Source organism: Pseudomonas sp. Bout1, from assembly GCF_034314165.1.
In the GTDB taxonomy this organism is placed as follows: Bacteria; Pseudomonadota; Gammaproteobacteria; order Pseudomonadales; family Pseudomonadaceae; genus Aquipseudomonas.
Genome location: NZ_JAVIWK010000001.1, coordinates 6604098 through 6627041, shown reverse-complemented (window position 1 = coordinate 6627041; position 22944 = coordinate 6604098). Strand labels below are relative to the sequence as shown.

At 62.0% G+C, this 22944-nt stretch carries 18 protein-coding genes and 1 pseudogene; 10 read left to right on the top strand and 9 right to left on the bottom strand.

The genetic code is table 11. The annotated features are described in order from the left end of the window. The first annotated feature begins 12 nt into the window (after positions 1-12). The 6 genes and pseudogenes from RGV33_RS30755 (at position 13) to RGV33_RS30730 (ending at position 6750) form a co-directional block, all read left to right on the top strand. On the top strand, positions 13-876 hold the full coding sequence (locus RGV33_RS30755; protein WP_322148168.1) for a LysR family transcriptional regulator: 864 nt from the start codon (positions 13-15) through the stop codon (positions 874-876). Positions 877-1105: 229 nt separating this feature from the next. Next, positions 1106-2169 (top strand): annotated as a pseudogene (locus tag RGV33_RS30750) (putative 2-aminoethylphosphonate ABC transporter ATP-binding protein). A 1-nt stretch (position 2170) separates the two neighbouring features. Then, positions 2171-3895, top strand: coding sequence for a putative 2-aminoethylphosphonate ABC transporter permease subunit (locus RGV33_RS30745; protein ID WP_322148166.1), 1725 nt, complete (start codon positions 2171-2173; stop codon positions 3893-3895). A gap of 23 nt (positions 3896-3918) precedes the next feature. Then, positions 3919-4944 (top strand): putative 2-aminoethylphosphonate ABC transporter substrate-binding protein, encoded by a 1026-nt coding sequence (locus RGV33_RS30740; protein ID WP_322148165.1) that lies wholly within the window; start codon positions 3919-3921, stop codon positions 4942-4944. Between the two features lie 127 nt (positions 4945-5071). Further along, a complete protein-coding gene (locus RGV33_RS30735; RefSeq protein ID WP_322148163.1) occupies positions 5072-6196 on the top strand; it encodes a TIGR03364 family FAD-dependent oxidoreductase in 1125 nt (374 codons plus the stop codon). Continuing rightward, the gene (locus tag RGV33_RS30730; protein ID WP_322148162.1) at positions 6196-6750 is read left to right on the top strand and encodes a phosphonate degradation HD-domain oxygenase; all 555 of its coding nucleotides are present in this window, start codon (positions 6196-6198) and stop codon (positions 6748-6750) included. Before RGV33_RS30735 ends, RGV33_RS30730 begins: the two co-directional genes overlap by 1 nt. Here the strand turns inward: RGV33_RS30730 and RGV33_RS30725 are convergent. Both RGV33_RS30725 and RGV33_RS30720 read right to left on the bottom strand, forming a co-directional pair. After that, the gene (locus RGV33_RS30725; protein ID WP_322148161.1) at positions 6747-8120 is read right to left on the bottom strand and encodes a DUF3482 domain-containing protein; all 1374 of its coding nucleotides are present in this window, start codon (positions 8118-8120) and stop codon (positions 6747-6749) included. The genes RGV33_RS30730 and RGV33_RS30725 overlap by 4 nt on opposite strands. Continuing rightward, the gene (locus RGV33_RS30720; protein WP_322148160.1) at positions 8113-9492 is read right to left on the bottom strand and encodes a DUF2868 domain-containing protein; all 1380 of its coding nucleotides are present in this window, start codon (positions 9490-9492) and stop codon (positions 8113-8115) included. The genes RGV33_RS30725 and RGV33_RS30720 overlap by 8 nt, the downstream gene beginning before the upstream one ends. Positions 9493-9582: 90 nt before the next feature. Here RGV33_RS30720 and RGV33_RS30715 point away from each other — a divergent pair, with 90 nt between their 5' ends. Then, positions 9583-10095, top strand: a complete 513-nt coding sequence (locus tag RGV33_RS30715; RefSeq protein WP_322148159.1) for a dihydrofolate reductase — start codon at positions 9583-9585, stop codon at positions 10093-10095. 95 nt (positions 10096-10190) lie between these two features. On the opposite strand, the gene RGV33_RS30710 is transcribed toward RGV33_RS30715, so the two are convergent. Further along, positions 10191-11582: an L-cystine transporter gene (locus RGV33_RS30710; RefSeq protein ID WP_322148158.1), complete on the bottom strand. Its 1392-nt coding sequence runs from the start codon at positions 11580-11582 to the stop codon at positions 10191-10193. 241 nt (positions 11583-11823) lie between these two features. Here RGV33_RS30710 and RGV33_RS30705 point away from each other — a divergent pair, with 241 nt between their 5' ends. After that, positions 11824-12882, top strand: a complete 1059-nt coding sequence (locus tag RGV33_RS30705; protein WP_322148157.1) for a haloacid dehalogenase-like hydrolase — start codon at positions 11824-11826, stop codon at positions 12880-12882. Between the two features lie 186 nt (positions 12883-13068). Here RGV33_RS30705 and ilvD read toward each other — a convergent pair whose 3' ends face one another. From ilvD to RGV33_RS30690, 3 genes are all read right to left on the bottom strand, one after another. Beyond that, a complete protein-coding gene (gene ilvD, locus RGV33_RS30700) occupies positions 13069-14910 on the bottom strand; it encodes a dihydroxy-acid dehydratase (RefSeq protein WP_322148156.1) in 1842 nt (613 codons plus the stop codon). Positions 14911-15263: 353 nt separating this feature from the next. Then, entirely contained in the window at positions 15264-16457 is a 1194-nt protein-coding gene (locus tag RGV33_RS30695; RefSeq protein ID WP_322148155.1) for an MFS transporter, read from the bottom strand. A gap of 485 nt (positions 16458-16942) precedes the next feature. Continuing rightward, positions 16943-18139, bottom strand: a complete 1197-nt coding sequence (locus RGV33_RS30690) for a class I SAM-dependent rRNA methyltransferase (protein WP_053127951.1) — start codon at positions 18137-18139, stop codon at positions 16943-16945. Positions 18140-18314: 175 nt separating this feature from the next. Here RGV33_RS30690 and RGV33_RS30685 point away from each other — a divergent pair, with 175 nt between their 5' ends. Both RGV33_RS30685 and mutM read left to right on the top strand, forming a co-directional pair. Further along, entirely contained in the window at positions 18315-19181 is an 867-nt protein-coding gene (locus RGV33_RS30685) for an HDOD domain-containing protein (protein WP_322148154.1), read from the top strand. 21 nt (positions 19182-19202) lie between these two features. Then, entirely contained in the window at positions 19203-20015 is an 813-nt protein-coding gene (mutM, locus tag RGV33_RS30680; protein WP_010167752.1) for a bifunctional DNA-formamidopyrimidine glycosylase/DNA-(apurinic or apyrimidinic site) lyase, read from the top strand. On the opposite strand, the gene RGV33_RS30675 is transcribed toward mutM, so the two are convergent. From RGV33_RS30675 to RGV33_RS30665, 3 genes are all read right to left on the bottom strand, one after another. Continuing rightward, on the bottom strand, positions 20012-20263 hold the full coding sequence (locus RGV33_RS30675; RefSeq protein WP_003213796.1) for a YfhL family 4Fe-4S dicluster ferredoxin: 252 nt from the start codon (positions 20261-20263) through the stop codon (positions 20012-20014). The genes mutM and RGV33_RS30675 overlap by 4 nt on opposite strands. A 470-nt stretch (positions 20264-20733) precedes the next feature. Beyond that, the gene (gene coaD / locus RGV33_RS30670) at positions 20734-21213 is read right to left on the bottom strand and encodes a pantetheine-phosphate adenylyltransferase (protein ID WP_049711086.1); all 480 of its coding nucleotides are present in this window, start codon (positions 21211-21213) and stop codon (positions 20734-20736) included. Between the two features lie 114 nt (positions 21214-21327). Further along, positions 21328-22923: a GMC family oxidoreductase gene (locus RGV33_RS30665; protein WP_322148151.1), complete on the bottom strand. Its 1596-nt coding sequence runs from the start codon at positions 22921-22923 to the stop codon at positions 21328-21330. Between the last annotated feature and the right edge of the window lie 21 nt (positions 22924-22944).

The window sequence follows — 22944 nt, the reverse complement described above, 5'->3', positions numbered from 1 at the left end:
TGAGAGGGTGGTGTGCTGAGTGCCGAGCTGAAGGCGTTTTACATGGTCGCCCGCCTGGGCAGCATTACCCAGGCGGCGAAAAAGCTCGGCCTGAGCCAGCCCACGGTGACCACCCAGATTCGGCACCTGGAAAGCCAGTACTCGGTAGAGTTGTTCTACCGTGGCGGGCGTCGCCTGACTGTCAGCGACGAAGGCGCGCGGCTGTTGCCGATGGTCAAGGCATTGTTGCAGCAGGAAAGCGATATCGAGTTTTTCCTGCGCAACAGTGGCCAGGTACAAGGTGCGCTGAGGATTGCCGCGACGGCGCCGTATTACATCCTCGATCTGGTTAAAGCCTTCCGCGAGCGGCTGCCGCAGGTTGAGGTTTCGGTCGAGATCGGCAACTCCCTGCAGGTGCTGGAAGCGCTGGATGAATACCGCGTTGATGTCGCGGCCTCATCGCAGTTGCTTGAAGACCCACGGCTGATTCGCCGGGTACTGGGCATGGACCCGCTGGTGCTGGCGGTGCATCGCAATCATCCGCTGGCGGTGCTCGACCACGTACCGCTGACCGCGCTGGCCGGGCATACCTTGCTGATGCGCGAGCCGGGCTCCACCACCCGACGGCTGACCGAAGAGATGTTGCAGGGCGCCGGCGTGAGCTACGGGCCGCTGCTGGAGATCGGCAGCCGGGAATCGATCCGTGAGGCGGTGCTGCGCAATATCGGCATCAGCATCATTGCCCGCCAGGAAGTGCCCCATGACCCGCAGTTGCGCGTGCTGACCATCGAGAATGCGCCGCAGATTCCCGAGTATTTGTACTGCCTTAAAGAGCGAAAGGGCGCACGATTGCCGGCGGCTTTCCTGGGGTTGGCGCAGGAAATGTCGCCGATCTGAAGGTGCCATCACAGGCAAGCCAGCTCCCACAGTTGGAATGCATTTCTCTGGCCCAACTCGATCAACTGTGGGAGCCGGGCTTGCCCGCGATGGCGCCGGCCCAGGTAAAACCTTCCTCAATCCCTACCCAAATCCACCAATACCACTATCGCCACGTTTTGCCTTTCTGCCACACGAGGGACGCATTGCCTCCCTAGGATGACCTTCATCAGTTTGATGAGGTGCCTCCATGAACACAGCCCTGACCAACCCCGGCGCGCCAATGAAGGTGCGCGGTGTGCAGAAACGCTTCGGCGCCTTCACCGCACTGGATAACGTGTCCCTGGACGTCGCCGCCGGCGAGCTGGTGTGCCTGCTGGGCCCGTCGGGCTGCGGCAAGACCACCTTGCTGCGCTGCATCGCCGGCCTGGAGCGCCAGGACAGTGGCGAGTTGTACCTCGGCGATCGCGACGTTTCCCTGCTGCCACCGCAGGCCCGGGACTACGGCATTCTGTTCCAGTCCTACGCGCTGTTCCCCAACCTCACCGTCGAAGCGAACATCGGCTACGGCCTCACTGGCAGCGGCCGCGAGGAAGTGCGCAAGCGCGTCGGGCAGATGCTCGAACTGGTGGGCCTGGTGGGCAGCGAAAAAAATACCCCGGTCAACTCTCCGGAGGCCAGCAACAGCGTGTAGCCCTGGCCCGCGCCCTGGCGCCGGCGCCGTCCTTGTTGCTGCTGGACGAACCCATGTCGGCCCTCGACGCCCGGGTGCGCGAGCACCTGTGCACCGAGCTGCGCCAACTGCAGCGCCGCTTGGGCATCACCACCCTGATGGTCACCCACAACCAGGACGAGGCCATGCTGATGGCCGACCGCATCGCGGTGATGAACAACGGCAAGGTCGAGCAGTACGCCACGCCCCAGGAAATCTACGACCGCCCGGCCACGCCGTTCGTGGCCGAGTTTGTCGGCCAGGGCAACTGGCTGCCATTCAGCCGCAACAGCGCGAGCCACGCCCAGGTCGGCGGCATGAACCTGCGCCTGGCGGAAAACGCCGGCGTTGCGACGTCGGGCCGCTTGTTCTGCCGTCCGGAAGCCATCAGCGTCAACCCGCCGGTGCATGAAGAAAACCTGTTCCCGGCCAAAGTTCGCGAGATCACCTTTCTCGGCAACCGCTGCCGCATGAGCTTCGAACTGGACCAACTGCCCGGCCACCCACTGCTCGCCGAGCTGGCCCCGGAAGCCATGCCGCGCCTAGGCGCCCAGGACATCTGGGTCGCGCTGCCCCCGCGCAGCCTGCAGGTGTTTGCCTGAGATGGCCCGCGATATGACGCTGCCGATACCCGATAACGTGGCTCGTCAGGTTTCCCGTGCCGAACGCGGCGACCGTATTTTTGTCGTCGGCGGCAAGCTGCTTTGGCTGTGCCTGCTGGGCATCGCGGTATTGATGCCGCTGCTGGCGATCTTCTGGCGCGGCTTCAGCAGTGAAGCCGGGCAGGGCGGCGGCCTGGTGGCAGCGCGGGAACTGGTCACCAGCGACAATTTCCATTGGTTGCTCGGTAACAGCCTGAAGGTTTCCCTCAGCGTGGCGGCCATCGTCGTACCGCTGGCTTACCTGTTTGCCTACGCCTTGCAACGCACCTTGATACAGGGCAAGGCGATCTGGCGCGGCATGTCGCTACTGCCATTGATGGCGCCATCGATGCTGCCCGGGATTGCACTGGTCTACCTGTTCGGTAACCAGGGCCTGTTGCGCGGGCTGCTATCGGACAACATCTATGGCTTCTGGGGCATTGTCCTCGGTGAAGTGATCTACACCTTTCCCCATGCCTTGATGATTCTGCTGTCAGCGCTTTCCCTGGCGGATGCACGACTGTTCGATGCCGCATCGAGCATGGGCGCCAGCCCGGCGCGGGCGTTTCGCAGCATCACCTGGCCGGCGACGCGCCAGGCCGTGTTTGCCGCGTTTTGCCTGGTGTTCACCCTGACCATCACCGACTTCGGTGTGCCCGTCGTCGTGGGTGGTGACTACCAGGTGCTGGCGCTGGAAGCCTACAAGGCCGTGGTCGGCCAGCAGCAATTTGGTCGCGGTGCCTTGATCGGCATGGTCCTGCTGCTGCCGGCACTGTTCAGTTTCGGGGTCGACGCCTGGTTGCGCCGTCGCCATGGCGACTCCATGAGCGGTCGCGCCCAGGTGTTCCAGCCGGCGCCGTCGAAGCTGCGGGATGGCTGCTACCTGGCCATCGTCCTGCTGATCTGCGCGAGCTTGCTGCTGGTGTTCGGCATGGCGGTCTACTCATCGCTGGTAAAATTCTGGCCCTACAACCTGTCGCTGTCGCTGGCCCACTACCAGTTCGAAGACATGGCCGGCGGCGGTTGGCTGGCCTATCGCAACAGCATCACCATGGCCCTGTGCACCGCGTTGATCGGTAGCGTGTTGATCTTCAGCGGCGCCTACCTGATGGAGAAAACCAAGGGCCAGAAGGGCCTGAACCTGGCGCTGCGCATGCTCAGTTTCGTGCCGATGGCGGTGCCGGGGTTGGTGTTGGGCCTGGGCTACGTGTTCTTTTTCAACCTCAACGGCAACCCGCTGCACGTGCTCTACGGCACCATGACGTTGCTGGTGGTATGCACCATTGCTCACTATTTGACCACCGCCCAAATGACCGCCACCACGGCCCTGCGCCAGTTGGACGCGGAATTCGAAGCCGCCGCGCTGTCGCTTAAGGCGCCGCTGTACCGCCATTACCTGCGGGTCACCGTGCCGATCTGCCTGCCGGCGTTGCTGGACATCGTGCGCTACCTGTTCGTGTCGGCGATGACCACCGTTTCCGCCGCGATCTTCCTCTACAGCCCCGACACCATCCTCGCCGCCGTCGCCGTACTGAACATGGACGACGCCGGCAACGTTGGCGGTGCGGCGGCCATGTCGACCCTGATTCTGTTCACCTCGGCGGGCGTGTCCTTGCTGCTGGCGTGGGCCTCACGCGGCGTGTTGCGTCGCTCCCAGGCCTGGCGCCAAACCGCGCCCGGCCGATAATTCACTCATAAAGGAACTGCACCATGTTCAAGCCCCTGGCGTTAGCCGCTGCTGTGCTCACTGCGTTCAGCCTGAATGCCTTTGCCGCCAAGACCGAGTTGACCGTGTACACGGCCCTCGAAGCGGAGCAATTGAAGACCTACAAACAGGCCTTCGAAAAGGTTAACCCGGACATCGAAATCAAATGGGTGCGCGACTCCACCGGCATCATCACTGCCAAGCTGCTGGCGGAAAAATCCCGCCCGCAGGCTGACGTGGTTTGGGGCCTGGCGGCTTCCAGCCTGGCGATCCTCGACCAGCAAGGCATGCTGCAAAACTACGCCCCGGCAGACTTGGGCAAGATCGGCGCGAACTACCGCGACGCCGCCAACCCTCCGGCCTGGGTCGGCATGGACGTATGGGCCGCAACCATCTGTTTCAACACCGTCGAAGCCGAAAAGCAGGGCCTGAGCAAGCCGGTGAGCTGGCAGGACCTGACCAAGCCTGAGTACAAGGGCAAGATCGTGATGCCCAACCCAGCCTCGTCCGGCACCGGCTTCCTCGACGTCAGCGCCTGGCTGCAGACCTTCGGCGAGAAGCAGGGCTGGCAGTACATGGACGACCTGCACCAGAACATCGGCCAGTACGTTCACTCCGGCTCCAAGCCCTGCAAGCTGGCGGCGTCGGGTGAATTCCCGATTGGCATTTCCTTCGAATACCCGGCCGTGCAGTTGAAGCGCCAGGGCGCACCGCTGGACATCATCCTGCCCAAAGAAGGCCTGGGCTGGGACATCGAAGCTACCGCTGTGATCAAGGGCACTGCCCACGCGGACGCGGCGCAGAAACTCGCGGACTTCTCCGCAAGCCCGGCGGCGATGGAGCTGTACAAGGACAACTTCGCGGTACTGGCCCAGCCGGGTATTGCCAAGCCGCAGACCGAATTGCCGGCGGATTACGAGCAGCGGTTGATCAAGAACGACTTCGCCTGGGCCTCGAAAAACCGCGACAGCATCCTGACCGAATGGCGCAAGCGCTATGACGGCAAGTCGGAGAAGGTTGCCGCTCAGTAAGCATTTCGTTTGGGCTGATGGCCTCATCGCGGGCAAGCCCGGCTCCCACATTTCTGGATTGTGAATAACTTCCAATGTGGGAGCTGGCTTGCCTGCGATAGCGGTCTCGAATTCAGGACATCACTTCATGACACAGCTACTGATCATCGGCGCCGGCATCCTCGGCCTGTCCCATGCCTACGCGGCCGCCAAGCGCGGCCTCAAGGTCAAGGTCTTCGAACGCAGCGCCACACCGCTGGGCGCCTCCGTGCGCAACTTTGGCCAGGCACTGGTCACCGGCCAGCCGCCCGGGCCGATGCTCGACCTGGCCCGTGAAAGCCGCGAAATCTGGGGCCAGTGGGCACAGCTCGCCGGCATCCAGCTCAAGCGCAACGGCTCCTACCTGTTCGCCCGCACCGAAGCCGAAGAGCACCTGCTTGAGGCCTTCTGTGCCGGTCGCGCCAAGGCGCACGGTTATCGCGTTGAATTGCTCCAAGGCGCCGCCCTTCATGGCCTGTACGGCGGCCAGTTCGCCCACCACCGCGCCGCGCTTCACGGGCTGGACGATCAACAACCGTATTCCCGCGAAGCCATTCCGGCGCTGATCGACTACCTGAGTCGCGAACTCGATGTGGAGTTTCACTTCTCCACCTTGGTGCGCGACATCGAGCCCGGCCAGGTGCACACCACCGCCGGTTCCTTTCGTGGCGAGCAGATCATTGTTTGTTCCGGCCACGACTACCAGACGCTGCTCGCCGAGCAGATCGGCGAACTCAACCCGCAAATCTGTCGCCTGCAAATGCTGCGCGCCCGGCCTGCGGTGGCGTTGAACCTGCAACACGCCCTGCTGACCGGTCTTAGTTGCGTGCACTACGGTGCCTTCGCTGACTTGCCGGAAGCCGCGCCGGTGCAGGCCGAAATCCTGCGGGACGTGCCGCACTTGCATGACAACGGCATCCATCTGCTGATCAGCCCGACGCCTTACGGTGAACTGATCATCGGCGATTCCCACCATTACGGCAGCGATCCATCACCGTTCAATGCCGAACAGGTGGACAACTGGATGATCGAGCTGGCCGAACACACCTTGGGTTGCAGGATCCAGGTCGTGGAACGCTGGCAAGGTGTCTATGGTTCCCGTGGGCCGGGGCCGTTTTCATTCCTGCGGGCGGCACCGGGGGTGAGTGCGGCATTGATGCACACCGGTGTGGGCATGAGCGTCGGGCCGGCGATGGCCGAGCGCAATATCACAGAGCTATGGGGGAATGCGTGATGAACGCCGAACAGGCAATCGCCGAAGTCTTTGGCTTATACGAACAACACGGCACCGCCGATTACATCGGTGAGCCGGTGTCACAGATCGAGCACATGTCCCAGGCCGCGCAGTTGGCCATGGCCGAAGGCTTCGATGATGAAGTGGTGTTGGCAGCGTTCTTCCACGATATCGGGCATATCTGCGGCCAAGGTGGCGAGAACATGGGCGGTTACGGCGTGGTCAGCCATGAACGGCTGGGCGCCGAATTTCTGCGCAGGGCGGGCTTCAGCGAGCGCATGGCCAAGCTGGTGGAATACCACGTGCAGGCCAAGCGTTACCTGACCTTCAGCCAGCCGGACTACTACGCGCGGTTGAGCGAAGCCAGCCGCCGCACCCTGGGTTACCAGGGCGGCGTGATGACCGCCGAGGAAGCCCGGGCGTTTGAGCAGGACCCGTTGTGCGCCGTCAGCCTGCGGATGCGCCACTGGGACGAACAGGCCAAGGAAATGCACGTGCCGGTGCTGGACCTTGCAGTGCTGAAGTCCAAGGCCCGGCAACTGTTGGCGGTTTAGGTCTCGTCCAGGCGCTGGGCCAGGGCTTCGATCTGTTCCTGGCGCTCGGCCTGGCTGAGTTTGGGATGCGGGTTGAGGGACGACCATTGCGGATGGGCGCGCGCCTTGTTCAACGCTTCGGGCAGCTTGCCTTCGCGCCAGGTCTTGTCCTGGGGCGTGTCGACCTTGATGCTGTGGATCGCCGCATGCCCGCGCAAGTTCAGGGCCTTGAGCAGTTGCCGCTGGCGCAGGGCCAACAGGCGCAGCACGCTGTCGTCGACGGTGAGTTCGCGCTGGCCCTTGATCTTGCCCAGCAGGCGGCTGCCATAGCTGCGAGCCGTTTGCAGGGCGCCACCGGCGATAGCGCCAGCGAGGGCGGCGGCGCCGAGGGTGAGGCCGCCCACCAGTAGGTCCACACCTGCACCGGCTGCCGCGCCGGCCGCGATGCCGCCGCCGACCCGCACGCCCAGTTGCTTGAGGGTTTCGGGGTTGAACAGGTCGTCGCCCCAACGCCCGTCCAACAGCGGCAAATCGCTGGCGGCGGCGTCTTGCGGGCGGAAGCCGAACAGTTTAAGCAGGGCCTCCACACACTTTTGTTCGCGCTGGCGCACGGCTTTGCGCAGTTCGCTGATGGCGTGTTGTTCCACGTCGGCTTCGCTGACTACACTGCGCCGGCAAGCGGCGCAGTCGATCAGCAATTCTGCGATCAAGCGTGCAGCACTTTGCTGGCGAGCCTGGCGCTGGGCTTCTTGGTCGAGGATCAGCCGCTCCAGTTGCCCACGGGAATTTTCCAGCAGCAGGGCGAGGCTTTCATACAGGCGGCGTTCGCCGTCTTCCGGCGGCGCCACACTGTCGAAACGCACCAGTGCGTGCAGGCCGAGGCGGGCCAGGGCTTCGCGCCAGTCCGGCTCGCGGTGGTCGGCGCTGCTGACAAAATTGAGCACCGGCAGCAACGGTTTGCCGCAACTGGCCAGTACTTGCAGCTCGTCGCGGTACTTGGCCAGCACCGGTTCCCGGGCGTCAATTACGTAGAGGCCAGCATCCGAGGCCAGCAGTTGGCGCAGCACCTTGGCTTCCTGTTCAAAACGCTGTCTGGCTTCACTGCCTTCCAGAAAACGCGCGAGCCGTGCCGGGCCGTCTAGGCGTTCGCCGGGGCGATCCAGGCGTTCGAGGTAGTCGAGCAGGGCGATGGCGTCTTCGAGGCCGGGCGTGTCGTACAGCTCCAGCAAGGCTTCGCCGTCTACCGACAAGCGCGCCCCTTCGACATGCCGCGTAGTGCTCGGCCGATGGGAGACTTCACCAAAGCCGACGTCTCGCGTGAGGGTACGCAGCAGCGAGGTCTTGCCGACGTTGGTGTGGCCGACCACGGCGAGTTTCAGGGGCTTAGTCATGACCGGTCTCCAGCCAAGTGAGCGGCGCGCAATCGGCGAACGGGATCTCCAACTGTTGCAAGGCCGTGTGCCAATCACCCAGGCGTTCTGCGTCCAGGGCTTCGCCGGGCGGTGCTTGCAGCAGCCAGACGCGGGTGGCCGTGGCGCTGCGGGCCAGTTCGGCGATCAGCGCGAGGCTGCCGCGATCCGGCGAGCGGCGCGGGTCGCAGGCGATGGCCAGGCGTGCGGGCGGGAAGCGGCTAAGTTGCTCCAGCAGCTTGTTGCGCGATTCACGGCTGTCGAGGATGCCGGCGTCCTTGACGCTGGCCGCAAGCTTCGGCGGCCACGGGCGTTGGTCGTCGAGTTCGATGGCCACCAGCAGGGCGCCGTCGCTTTGCAGTTCACTGACGCCGCCGGTCACGTGGTGCAACTGTTCGGGCGCCGCATCGTTGACCCCAAGCCGTTCGCTGCTGGGCATCAGCCGTTCACGCAGTTGGCTGTAGCCGGGCAGGTTGAGGTCGAGGCTCAAGGCGGCGCGCCCGCGTTTCCAGCGCCACAGGCACAGCAGTGCAAGGACCAGCCGCGGCAGGATGCCGTACACCAGCAGCACGCCCACCAGCCAGGCGGCCCAGGCCTGGCGGGCGCTTTCGATATTCAGGGCGGCATCGCCGCTGGCGCGGATCATCTCGACAGTGGGCACGTTGAAGCCCAGTAAGGCGGGCAGGGCGCCGAGGGTTTGGGTGACGGCGACAAAGGTGTCGGCCTGCAAAATAGTGGTTTCCCAGACGAAGCCGTAGCGCCGAGTGGCCAACAGCGTCAGCAGGATCACCATGGCACTGAGCAGGGCCAGCAGCCACAGGCTGTTGACCAGCACACCCACAGCCCAGCGATTGAGTTTGCGCCGTTGCAGCAACAGCAGCAGGGCGGGCGCCAGTTGCGCGGCCTTGGCGTCGCGGGCGAGTTTTTCACTGAGCCACAGCCACAGGCGACCGAGACTGGCGCCGTGTTCACCGGCAAACAGCAGGCCCAGGGACCAGCTCAACAACAGAATCAGGTTCAAGCCCAGCAGGCTGCCCAAGGCCCAGAACACATTGACTGGCACCAGCCCGTTGCCCAGCGCGGCAAACGCCAGGCCGGCGCCGCTGATAATGGCGACTACCGCCAACAGGATCAGCGCCAGGCGCGCGCCTTGCAGCCAGCGGGCCAGGGCGGCCGTCAGCCCGTCGCGCTCGGCCAGCCACAGCGCACGGTTTTGAATGCGCGTGGGCAAGTCGCCGCCGGTGCTGCGGGCCTGGCGATTGGCTTCCTGGTCTTCCAGGGCGCCCGCGTGTTCCTCGCGCAGGCGCACGGTTTCGGTCAGCCAAAGTGTGTGCAGGGGATTCAGAGCAGTCACGCGTCGTCCTGTTGAGCCAGTGAGCCTGGAGCATAACCGCTGGGACGCCGGTTGGGGTATGCCGTGCGCGCCTCTGGTATTCTCGTCGCCATGAAAAAAACTCTCCCTTTAAGCCTGATTGCAGCCCTCGGTGAAAACCGTGTAATCGGCGTCGACAACAGCATGCCCTGGCACTTGCCGGGGGATTTCAAGTATTTCAAGGCCACCACCTTGGGCAAGCCGATCATCATGGGGCGCAAGACCTGGGATTCCCTGGGTCGACCGTTGCCGGGCCGGTTGAACATTGTGGTCAGCCGTCAGACCGACTTGGCGCTGGAAGGTGCGGAAGTTTTTCCGTCCCTGGACGCGGCAGTGCAGCGGGCTGAGGAATGGGCCAAGGCGCAGGGTGCGGACGAGCTGATGCTGATCGGCGGCGCGCAGTTGTATGCGCAGGGGCTGGAACAGGCGGATCGCCTGTATTTGACGCGGGTGGCGTTGAGCCCGGAAGGCGATGCGTGGTTTCCCGAGTTTGATTTGAGCCAGTGGAAGCTGGTGTCGAATCTCGAGAATGCGGCTGAGGGTGACAAGCCGGCGTATCACTTTGAGGTTTGGGAAAAAGCCTAAAAGCATCGCCGGCAAGCCGGCTCCTACAGTTAACCGGGTTGTTTTAAAGAACACGGTCCAAATGTAGGAGCCGGCTTGCCGGCGATAGCGGTCTGTCAGGCCTGCGCCAGTTCCGCATGCTCATCGGCATTCAACAACTCTTTATCCGTCTGCTGCATGATCTGGCTGGTAATCGCCCCCGCCGTCATCGAACCGTTCACGTTCAACGCCGTACGGCCCATGTCGATCAGCGGCTCCACCGAAATCAGCAACGCGACCAGTGACACCGGCAAGCCCATCGCCGGCAGCACGATCAGCGCGGCAAACGTCGCACCGCCGCCCACGCCTGCCACACCGGCCGAACTCAAGGTCACAATCGCCACCAGGGTCGCGATCCACAGCGGGTCCAGCGGGTTGATGCCCACGGTCGGCGCAACCATCACCGCCAGCATCGCCGGGTAGAGCCCCGCGCAACCGTTCTGGCCAATTGTCGCGCCAAACGAGGCGGCAAAACCTGCGATGGACTGCGGAATCCCCAAACGACGGGTCTGCGCTTCAATGCTCAGCGGGATACTCGCCGCGCTGGAGCGGCTGGTGAAGGCAAACGTCAGCACCGGCCAGACCTTGCGGAAGAACCGCAGCGGGTTGATCCCGGCCAGCGACAGCAGCAGGCCATGCACCACAAACATCAGGCCCAGGGCCAGGTACGACACCACCACAAAACTGCCGAGCTTGATGATGTCCTGCAGGTTGGAGCCGGCGACCACTTTGGTCATCAGTGCCAATACACCGTACGGGGTCAGCTTCATCACCAGGCGCACCAGGCGCATCACCCAGGCTTGCAGGGTGTCGATGGCGTTGAGGACTTTCTGGCCCTTGTCCACGTCATCCTTGAGCAGCTGCAGTGCGGCAACCCCCAGGAACGCGGCGAAGATCACTACGCTGATAATCGACGTCGGCTTGGCCCGGGCCAGGTCGGCGAACGGGTTCTGCGGGATGAACGACAGCAGCAGTTGCGGGATATTCAGGTCGGCGACCTTGCCTGCGTAATCACTCTGGATCACTTGCAGGCGCGCCATTTCCTGGGTGCCGGCCACCAGGCCTTCGGCGGTGAGGCCGAACAGGTTGGTCAGGCCGATACCGATCAGCGCCGCAATCGCCGTGGTGAACAGCAGCGTGCCGATGGTCAGGAAGCTGATCTTGCCCAGGGACGAGGCGTTATGCAGGCGGGCTACGGCGCTGAGGATCGAGGCGAACACCAGGGGTATCACGATCATTTGCAGCAACTGCACGTAACCGTTGCCGACCAGGTCGAACCAGCCGATCGAGGCCTTGAGCACCGGGTTGCCGGCACCGTAGATCGCGTGCAGCACCACACCGAAGATCACGCCGAGTACCAACGCAAACAAGACCTTCTTGGCGAGGCTCCAGTGGGTTCGGCGGGTTTGTGCCAGGCCCAGCAACAGGGCCACGAACACCAGTAAGTTGAGAATCAGGGGCAGATTCATTGAAGCTCCGTTGAGAAGGCAGCCAATCGCGTGAGCCTGCGATTGCGAACCGGAAATGCTAACAGCTTGAAATTTATTGATTTAATACCTTTATGGAATGGTCACTGTCGTTTTTGGAATAAGGCGATGACGCCCAGGCGTATGGTGTTGGCGCGATCACGACGAAAGCGGTCGCGCTCGGGCGATAACTGTCACACGGATTTGTTAGCGTCGATGTCTTTCACTCAGGGAGAAAACGCACATGAAGCTCGCGCCGAAACTGTTTGCCGCCGCGCTGTGCCTGGGCCTTGCGAGCCAGGTCTTTGCCGCCACCGAGTTGAAACACTGGCCAGCGGCTGCCGCCAAGCAACTGGACACGATGATTGCCGCCAATGCCAACAAGGGCAACTTCGCGGTATTCGACATGGACAACACCAGTTACCGCTACGACCTTGAAGAGTCGTTGCTGCCGTACCTGGAAAACAAGGGCCTGATCACCCGCGACACCATGGACCCTTCCCTGAAGCTGATCCCGTTCAAAGACACCGCCGACCACAAGGAAAGCCTGTTCAGCTACTACTACCGCCTTTGCGAAGTCGACGACATGGTTTGCTACCCGTGGGTCGCGCAGATTTTCTCCGGCTTCACCCTCAAGGAGCTTAAAGGTTACGTCGACGAAATGATGGCGTCGGGCAAGCCGGTGCCGGTCACCTATTACGACGGTGACGTGGTCAAGAACATGGAAGTGCAGCCGCCGAAAGTCTTCACCGGCCAGGCTGAATTGTTCAACAAGCTGATGGAAAACGGCATTGAGGTCTACGTAATGACGGCCGCATCCGAGGAATTGGTGCGCATGGTCGCTGCCGATCCGAAGTACGGCTACAACGTCAAACCCGAGAACGTCATTGGCGTGAGCACCTTGCTCAAAGACCGCAAGACTGGCGAGTTGACCACCGCACGCAAACAGATTGCCGCTGGCAAGTATGACGAGAAGGCCAACCTCGGCCTGGAACTCACCCCGTACCTGTGGACGCCTGCGACCTGGATGGCCGGCAAGCATGCGGCGATCCTGACCTATATCGACGAGTGGAAAAAACCGGTGATCGTCGGTGGCGACACACCGACCAGTGACGGCTACATGCTGTTCCACGATGTGGACGTGGCCAAGGGCGGCATCCACTTGTGGATCAACCGCAAAGACAAATACATGACCCAGCTCAACGGCATGATGGCCAAGCACGCGGCGGCCCAGGCCAAGGAAGGGTTGCCGGTGACCGCGGATAAAAACTGGGTGATCGTCAAGCCGGACGAGATTCAGTAATACCGCGATCAGTGTGGGAGCTGGCTTGCCTGCGATGGCGGTGTGTCTGTCCGCAGGTGTATCAACTGACAGATTGCTATCGCAGGCAAGCCAGCTCCCACATTTTTTGATCTCCTGCGTTCTGGGGGATTTTCTCCAGGCAAAAAAATGCCCCGCACCTGGCGGGGCATTTTTTATGGGCGAGGCTTACAGGCCGTCGAGCATCGCCTTGTTACGTACCGCACCCTTGTCGGCACTGGTGGCCAGCAGGGCGTAAGCCTTCAGCGCGGTAGTGACTTTGCGCGGACGCTTCTCCACCGGCTTCCAGCCTTTCTTGTCCTGCTCGACCCGGCGTGCCGCCAGTTCTTCATCGCTGATCAAGAGGTTGATCGAACGGTTCGGAATGTCGATCAGTACCTTGTCGCCATCCTGCACCAGGCCGATGGCGCCGCCCGCAGCGGCTTCAGGCGACGCGTGGCCGATGGACAGGCCCGACGTGCCGCCGGAGAAACGGCCGTCGGTGAGCAAGGCGCAGGCTTTGCCCAGGCCTTTGGATTTCAGGTACGACGTCGGGTAGAGCATCTCTTGCATGCCCGGGCCGCCTTTCGGGCCTTCGTAGCGGATGATGACGATGTCGCCTTCTTTCACTTCGTCCGCGAGGATGCCGCGTACCGAACTGTCCTGGCTTTCGTAGATCTTGGCGCGGCCTTCGAACACGTGGATCGACTCATCCACACCGGCGGTTTTTACCACGCAGCCATCCAGGGCGATGTTGCCGTACAGCACGGCCAGGCCACCTTCTTGCGAGTAAGCGTGCTCGACACTGCGGATGCAGCCGTTTTCACGGTCGTCGTCCAGGGTTTCCCAGCGGGTCGACTGGCTGAACGCGGTTTGCGTCGGGATACCGGCCGGGCCTGCCTTGAAGAAGGTGTGCACGGCTTCGTCGTCAGTCTGGGTGATGTCCCACTTGGCGATGCCTTCAGCCAGGGATTTGCTGTGCACGGTCGGCAGGTCGGTGTGCAGCAAGCCGCCACGGGCCAGGGAGCCCAGGATCGAGAAGATCCCGCCGGCGCGGTGCACGTCTTCCATGTGGTATTTCTGGATGTTCGGCGCAACTTTGCACAGTTGCGGCACGTGGCGCGACAGGCGGTCGATGTCTTTCAGGTCGAAGTCGATCTCGGCTTCTTGCGCGGCGGCCAGCAAGTGCAGGATGGTGTTGGTGGAACCGCCCATGGCGATGTCCAGGGTCATGGCGTTTTCGAACGCCTTGAAGTTGGCGATGTTGCGCGGCAACACCGACTCATCGTTATCGGTGTAGTAGCGCTTGCACAGCTCGACGATGGTACGCCCGGCCTGCAGGAACAGTTGCTCGCGGTCGCTGTGGGTGGCCAGTGTCGAGCCGTTGCCCGGCAAGGCGAGCCCTAAGGCTTCCACCAGGCAGTTCATCGAGTTGGCGGTGAACATGCCGGAGCACGAACCGCAGGTAGGGCAGGCGCTGCGCTCGTATTCCGCGACCTTCTCGTCAGAAGCGCTGGAATCGGCGGCGATGACCATGGCGTCCACCAGGTCGAGGCCGTGGGAGGCGAGTTTGGTCTTGCCGGCTTCCATCGGGCCGCCGGAGACAAAGATCACCGGAATGTTCAGGCGCAGGGAGGCCATCAGCATGCCCGGGGTGATCTTGTCGCAGTTGGAGATGCACACGATGGCGTCGGCGCAGTGGGCGTTGACCATGTATTCCACGGAGTCGGCGATGATCTCGCGGCTCGGCAGGGAATACAGCATGCCGTCATGGCCCATGGCGATGCCGTCATCCACGGCGATGGTGTTGAATTCTTTCGCTACACCGCCGGCGCGTTCGATCTCGCGGGCGACCAGTTGGCCCAGGTCCTTGAGGTGGACGTGGCCGGGTACGAACTGGGTGAACGAGTTGGCAATCGCGATGATCGGCTTTTTGAAGTCGTCATCTTTCATCCCCGTGGCGCGCCACAGTGCGCGGGCGCCGGCCATGTTGCGACCGTGGGTGGATGTTTTCGAGCGGTAATCGGGCATTGGAGCTCTCCGGGCGGCTAATCAGGTGCTAATCAGGTGCTAAAGGGGAAGTGAGCTTCTATTGACGTCTGGAACACTCAGAAAATGGCCGTGTGTCCGGAAGTTGCCTCAAACGCTGCGGGATCGCCGTGCGCATTGGCCTTGAGCTCATAAACCCGCCGGGGGATGACTGGCGATGAATAGGTCCGATTCTACACCGCTGGCGGCCGGAGGGAATGGCCGTCTACCTGCAGGAGCGAGCTTGCTCACGAAAAACGTCAACGATAACGCAGCGCTATCAGGTAGCCCGTGTCGCCTATACGTTTTTCGCGAGCAAGCTCGCTCCTACAGTGGGAGGGCGGAGTGGGAGGCAGTTAGTGTCCGACTCTAATGTTCGTCAGCACGCCCCAAACGCTGAAGACGATGAAGCTGATGGCGATGGTCATCAACAAGTTGGTCCCGGCTTGGGCGAGCGCGGCGCTGCTGACGGCGGCGGTGATGAACATGATGCTGTTGCCGGCCGAGGCGGCGGTGCCGGCGCTGCTGGAGAACCGCAGCATGGCCGCGGAAATCGCGGCGGGGCGAACCAGGGTCACGGCCAGGGCGCTGATCAGCATTGGGATGAGCAGGCTGATGGTGGTCATGGCCTCAAAGCTGATGATCAGCGCCAATAACACGCCCGCGACGCCCAGCAGGCCCAGCCCGATATTGATTTGCCGCGTGAGCGAGATGTGTTTTTGCAGGGCGCTCGCCGCCACGCCGCCCAGCAGATAGGCGATGCCGTACACCATCAGCACCACCGCGTACTGGTATTCGGACAGCTTCAACTCATCCATGAAAATCAGCGGCGTCACGCTGATCAACGCGAAGTAACACGCGAATACCAGCGCGGCGATCCACCAATAGCGGATGAAGTCGCGGTTTGCGGCGATGGATTTCAGCGTGGCGATGATCGAAACCGGCGCTCTTTCAGGGCTGGCCGCCTTGGACGGCAGTATCAGCCAGGCGTGGATAAACATGCCCAGCGCCATCACCGCAAACCCATAAAAGCTGCCCTGCCAATCAAATGTGGTTTGCAGCCAGGAGCCGAGCAGCGGCGACAGCGCGACAAACGATCCACTCAGGGTCATGTAGTAGATGCGGATGCGGGCGCGGTCCTGTTCTTCGAACAGGTCTTCCACCAGCGCATGGCCGAGCACAAAAAAGCCACAGCCAATGGCCTGCAGGGCACGAAACAGCAGGAAGCTCGGGTAACTGCTCGCCAGTGCGCAGCCGATAGAGCCGAGGGTGGAAACCACGATGCAGCCCAGCAGCACTTCCTTGCGCCCGAATTTGTCTGAAAGCGGGCCGGCGATCAGTTGGGAAATCGCAAATACCAGCGTGAACAGGCTGATGGATAAGGCGACCTCGGCGGTTGAGGTGTCGAACTTCGCGGCGAGGGCAGGAAAGGAGGGCAGCAGGATATTGATCGGGAAAAAGCTGATCAGAGAGATGCTGGTGATGAGGATGAAACGCGAGAACTGTTGGCGTTTTGCGTCGCCAATCGACTGGGAATAGGACTCAGACATTGTTGTTGTTTTCCGGAGTGAAACCAGAAACCGATACTAGTCTGCGAAAAATGGAATTCAATCAAAACCGTTGCGGGAAGCTATACAGACTTGTGTGGGAGCCGGGCTTGCCCGCGATGCAAGCACCTCGGTATGTCAGATACCCTGCGGTGATGCTATCGCAGGCAAGCCAGCTCCCACATTTCTGCGAAAAATGGAATTCAATCAAAACCGTTGCGGGAAGCTATACAGACTTGTGTGGGAGCCGGGCTTGCCCGCGATGCAAGCACCTCGGTACGTCAGATACCCTGCGGTGATGCTATCGCAGGCAAGCCAGCTCCCACATTTCTGCGAAAAATGGAATTCAATCAAAACCGTTGCGGGAAGCTATACAGACTTGTGTGGGAGCCGGGCTTGCCCGCGATGCAAGCACCTCGGTATGTCAGATACCCTGCGGTGATGCTATCGCAGGCAAGCCAGCTCCCACATTTGGTCCGCGATGTTACTTAGCTATTGGGCAACAACCGGCAAGTAATGCTCTTGATATACCGGGTCTCGACAATCGCCGGGTGCACCGGGTGATCCGGGCCCTGGCCGCCGCGTTCGAGCATCTGGATATTGCGGTCCAGGTGACGGGCGCTGGTCAGCAGGATGTTTTGCAGGTCATCTTCCGGCAAGTGCATCGAGCACGATGCGCTGACCAGGATGCCGTCCTTGCTGAGAAGGCGCATGGCTTGCTCGTTCAGGCGGCGGTAGGCGCCTTCGCCGTTCTTCATGTCTTTCTTGCGCTTGATGAAGGCAGGCGGGTCGGCCACGATTACGTCGAAGCGCTCTTCGCTGGCTTTCAGCTCTTTGAGGGCTTCGAACACGTCGCCTTCGATGCAGGTCATCTTCTCGGCAACGCCGTTCAGTGCCGCGTTGCGCTCAACACCGTCGAGGGCGAAGGCGGAAGCGTCGACGCAGAACACTTCACTGGCGCCGAAGGCCGCCGCTTGCACGCCCCAGCCGCCGATGTAGCTGTACAGGTCGAGTACGCGCTTGCCTTTGGCATACGGGGCCAGGCGGGCGCGGTTCATGCGGTGGTCGTAGAACCAGCCGGTTTTCTGGCCCTGGATCACCGGCGCTTCGAACTTCACGCCGTTTTCTTCCAGTGCAACCCACTCCGGCACCAGGCCGAACACGGTTTCGACGTAGCGGTTGAGGCCTTCGGCATCACGCGCAGCAGAGTCGTTCTTGAACAGGATGCCGCTTGGCTTGAGCACTTGGGTCAGTGCGGCGATCACGTCTTCCTTGTGGGCTTCCATGGTCGCCGAGGCGATCTGCACTACCAGGATGTCGCCGAAACGGTCAACCACCAGGCCCGGCAAGAGGTCGGAATCGCCGTACACCAGGCGGTAGAACGGCTTGTCGAACAGGCGATCGCGCAGGGACAGGGCCACGTTGATGCGGTGCACCAGCAGCGACTTGTCCAGTGGCAGCTTGATGTCGCGCGACAGCAGGCGGGCGCAGATCAGGTTGTTCGGGCTCATGGCCACGATGCCGAGGGTCTTGCCGCCGGCTGCTTCCAGGATCGCCTGGTCGCCTGCCTGGAAGCCATGAAGAGGTGTGGCGGCCACGTCGATTTCATTGCTGTAGACCCACAGGTGGCCGTTGCGCAAACGACGATCGGCGTTGGCTTTGAGACGCAGGCTTGGCAGGGACATGACGTCGCTCCGGAAAAAAGAGCGGGAGTATACCGTGTTGCGTAGTACTTGGCGGCGCCGCCGGACATGTGGGTTGTGATATCCCTGTGGCAGCTGGTTTCAGTTCGGGTTTTTGAGGTGTCAGCCCGGTTGCCATAAAGGTTAGAATCGCCGCCTAGTCCAGAGTGTGCCCCCTATGTCCCAAGAGCTATCCGCCGAACAGATCCAACAGAGCCTCCAAGGCATCAGCGTACCGCCTCAACCGCAAATCATGGTGGATTTGCAGATGGAGCAGTACATGCCTGATCCGGACCTGGAAGTGATTGCCCGGCTGATCGCGCAAGACCCGGGCCTCTCCGGCTCGCTGCTGAAGATCGTCAATTCGCCGTATTACGGCCTGAGCAACAAGATTGTCTCGATCCAGCGCGCGGTGAACCTGTTGGGCAGCCGCTCTATCGTCAACCTGATCAATGCGCAGTCGATCAAGGGCGAGATGAGCGACGACACCATCGTCACCCTCAACCGTTTCTGGGACACCGCCCAGGACGTGGCCATGACCTGCCTGGCCCTGGCCAAGCGCACCGGCAGCCAGGCCGTCGATGAAGCCTACGCCTTGGGGCTGTTCCACGATTGCGGCGTGCCGTTGATGCTCAAGCGTTTCCCGAACTACATGAGCGTGCTGGAACAAGCCTACGCCAGCGCCAGCCCGGAATGCCGCGTGGTCGATACCGAGAACCGGGCGTTCAACACCAACCATGCCGTGGTGGGTTACTACACCGCCAAATCCTGGCGCCTGCCGGAGCATGTGACCGACGCCATCGCCAATCACCACAACGCCCTGGCGATTTTCAGCGACGAGTCCAACCACAAGCCGCAACTGAAAAACCTGCTGGCGATCCTGAAAATGGCCGAGCACATTTGCGCCTCCTACCGCGTGCTGGGCAACCAGGCAAATGACCATGAGTGGAACGCCATCGCCCCGCTGGTGCTGGACCACATCGGCCTGTCGGACTACGACTTCGAGAGTTTGAAGTTGTCGATCCGCGAGCTGGGCGCGCACTAACCCTTTTTCCAAGAGGTAAACATGCCCGAGTTACCCGAAGTCGAAACCACCCGGCGCGGTATTGCGCCGCATCTGGAAGGCCAGCGGGTCAGCCGTGTGGTGGTGCGTGAGCGCCGCCTGCGCTGGCCGATCCCGGAAGACCTGGATGTGCGCCTGTCCGGGCAACGCATCGTGCTGGTGGAGCGGCGGGCCAAGTACCTGTTGATCAATGCCGAGGTCGGCACATTGATCAGTCACTTGGGCATGTCGGGCAACTTGCGCCTGGTGGAAGCCGGCAGCCCGGCGGCCAAGCATGAGCATGTGGATATCGAGCTGGAGTCGGGCCTGGCCCTGCGCTACACCGACCCGCGGCGCTTTGGCGCGATGCTCTGGAGCCTTGACCCGCTGAACCATGAACTGCTGATTCGCCTGGGGCCGGAGCCTTTGACCGACCTGTTTGACGGCGAGCGGCTGTTCCAGCTGTCCCGAGGGCGGTCGATGGCGGTCAAGCCGTTCATCATGGACAACGCAGTGGTGGTGGGCGTGGGCAATATCTACGCGACGGAGGCGTTATTTGCCGCCGGTATCGACCCGCGCCGGGAAGCCAAGGGTATTTCCCGTGGGCGTTACCTGAAACTTGCGATCGAGATCAAACGCATCCTGGCGGCGGCGATCGAACGCGGCGGTACCACGCTGCGCGACTTTATTGGCGGCGACGGGCAGCCGGGGTATTTCCAGCAGGAATTGTTCGTCTATGGCCGTGGTGGCGAGGCGTGCAAGGTCTGTGGGACCGAATTGCGCAGTGTGACGCTGGGGCAACGGGCAAGTGTGTTTTGCCCGCGGTGCCAGACTTAGGCCTTCCCGGTAATCAGCCGGTACTTCTCCATCAGTTGCTCTTCCGTTTCAGGATGAGCTTCGTCCAGCGGGATGCAATCCACCGGGCAGACCTGCTGGCACTGGGGTTCGTCGTAGTGGCCGACACACTGGGTGCACAGGTTGGGGTCGATCACATAGATCTCTTCACCCTGGGAAATAGCAGCGTTCGGGCACTCGGGTTCGCAGACGTCGCAGTTGATGCAATCGTCGGTGATGATCAGGGACATGGAAACTCCTGCCAGGGCTGTCAGCCAAGGCATCTGAAAACTAATGCGCGCAATTGTGCCGCATTGGCGCCCCTGTGGCGAGGGGGCTTGTTGTGGTGAGCTGGCTGCTGTGGTGAGGGGACTTGCTGTGGTGAGCAAGCTTGCTTTGGTGAGCAAGCTTGCTGTGCTGACCGGGCTGCTGTGGTGAGCGGGCTTGCCCCGCGCTGGGGCGCGTAGCGGCCCCAACCCAGGCGACGGGGTTTTACCTGAAACCCCGCGGCGTCTTTATTAGGACTGCTTCGCAGCCCAGCGGGGGACAAGCCCCCTCACCACAAGAGCCAGCTCACCACATGAGCCAGCTCACCACATGAGCCAGCTCACCATAGAAGCCAGCTCACCATAGGAGCCAGCTCACCACATGAGCCAGCTCACCACAGCAAGCCAGCTCACCACAGCAAGCCAGCTCACCACAACAAGCCTACAGTCCGGGATTATTTCTTGAATCGCAGCGTTAGCGCATCCGCCACAGCCGGGTGCACGAACTTGGTGATATCCCCGCCCAACGCCGCGATTTCTCGCACTAATGTCGAGGATATGAACGAATAACGCTCCGACGGCGTAAGAAACAGGCTTTCTACGTCCGGCGCCAGTTGGCGGTTCATGTTGGCCAGCTGGAATTCGTATTCGAAGTCCGACACCGCCCGCAGACCGCGCAGGAACACATTGGCGTTCTGTTCCTTGGCAAAGTGCGCCAGCAGCGTGGCAAAGCCGACCACTTCAACGTTGGGCAGATGCTTGGTGACCTCACGGGCCAGCTCCACACGCTGTTCCAGGGGAAACAGCGGGTTTTTCTTGGGGCTGGCAGCGACCGCGATAATCACATGGTCGAACAAGCGCGAGGCGCGTTCGACCAGATCGCCATGGCCCTTGGTGATTGGGTCGAAGGTACCTGGGTACAACACTCGGTTCATCGCGTCGTCCTGGCGGAGTCCGTTGGGGAACCGGATGGTATCGCAGCATTACCGGTGTTCCAAGTCGCCTCGTTCAGAAGAAAGCACTATAGACACCGCGAATACCCCGGTTTTTCACGCTGTTTTCAGACGTTCGGCCAGTGCTGTCGCCAGTTGCGCGGTCAATCCGTAGACCGATAACTGCGGGTTTGCCCCAATGCTGGTGGGGAACAGCGAGCCATCGTGAATCGACAGGTTGCGCAACTGGTGATGCCGCCCAAGGCTGTCCGCCACGGCGTTTTTCGGTTCTTCACCCATCGCGCAACCGCCCATCACATGAGCGCTGCCGAGCCGCGTACGGTGCAATTCGAGGTTCAAGCCGTCGATCATGCTACGGGCCTCGGCCAACGTGTTCACGTAACGCGCGTCCCCGTGCAGCGGCATCACCGACTTGGCGCCGCCGGCAAACTGAATCTCGGCCATGCTGTGGAACGCCCGGCGCAGGCCGTCCCAGGCATAGGGCGAGACCTGGTAGTCGAGCACCGGTGTGCCATCGCCGCGTAATTCGACGCTGCCGCCCGGGCTGTCCGGGTGAAAGCCGTCCCGCAGCAGGGCAAGCATGGCGTGCGTGTTGGGCAGTTGGCCCATGTCCAGGGCATTTTGCGTGCCGTAACCGCCCAGCAACGTACTGGCCAGGCCGGGGTGCAAAGGCGGCACCTCGAGCTTGTAGGACATTTTTCCGGTGGTGCCGTCCTGCCATTGGAAGTGATCGGAATAGATCGACTGTGGGGCACCGTAGAACGGGTTGATCACCTCGTCGAACAGCCCTGCAGAAAAATTCACCAGGTGCAGGAAGGTGCGTTTGCCCAGGCGCGAATGGGGGTCGGGTGCGTCCGAGCGCATCAGCAGCGCCGGGCTGTTGATGCCGCCGCCGGCCAGTACGTAGTGCTTGGCTTTCACCGTGATTTTGCGACCGGTGGGTGCCACGCAGTATGAGTCCATGGCCACACATTCGAGGCTGGTAATGGTGTCGCCGCTGAATTTGAGGCGTTCGGCGCGGGCCAGGTACAGCAGTTCGCCGCCTTTTTCCAACGTAGACGGGATGGTCGTCACCAGCATCGATTGCTTGGCGTTCACCGGGCAACCCATGCCGCAATACCCCAGGTTGAAACAGCCGCGCACGTTGCGCGGGATCACGTGCCAGCTGTAGCCGAGCTTTTCGCAGCCTTTGCGGATTACGTCATTGTTGGCATTCGGCGGCATGGCCCAGGGCGCGATGCCCAGGCGTTGTTCCATTTTTTCGAACCAGGGCGCCATCTCGGCGCTGCTGTGGCCTTTTACCGCGTACTCGCTGGCCCAGTGGGCGAGAGTCGGGTCGGGGGTGCGAAAGCTGGAGGTCCAGTTGATCAACGTGGTGCCGCCCACGGCGCGGCCCTGCAGGATGGTGATAGCGCCGTCCTTGCTCATGCGGCCGATGCCTTCCTGGTACAGGCTGGCGTAGGCCTCATCCTCCAGCAGCTTGAAGTCGTCGCTGGTTTTCAGCGGGCCTTCTTCGATCAACAGCACCTTGTAGCCGGCGGCGCTGAGGATTTCGGCAGTGGTACCGCCGCCGGCGCCGCTGCCGATGATCGCGACGTCGGCCTCCAGGGACAGGTCCTGGTCGAGGGCGGCGCCATTGTGGGTTTTCCAGCCGCGGGCCATGCCATCGCGGAACACATCAGGTACGGGCATCAGGGGCTTCTCTTGTTTTTA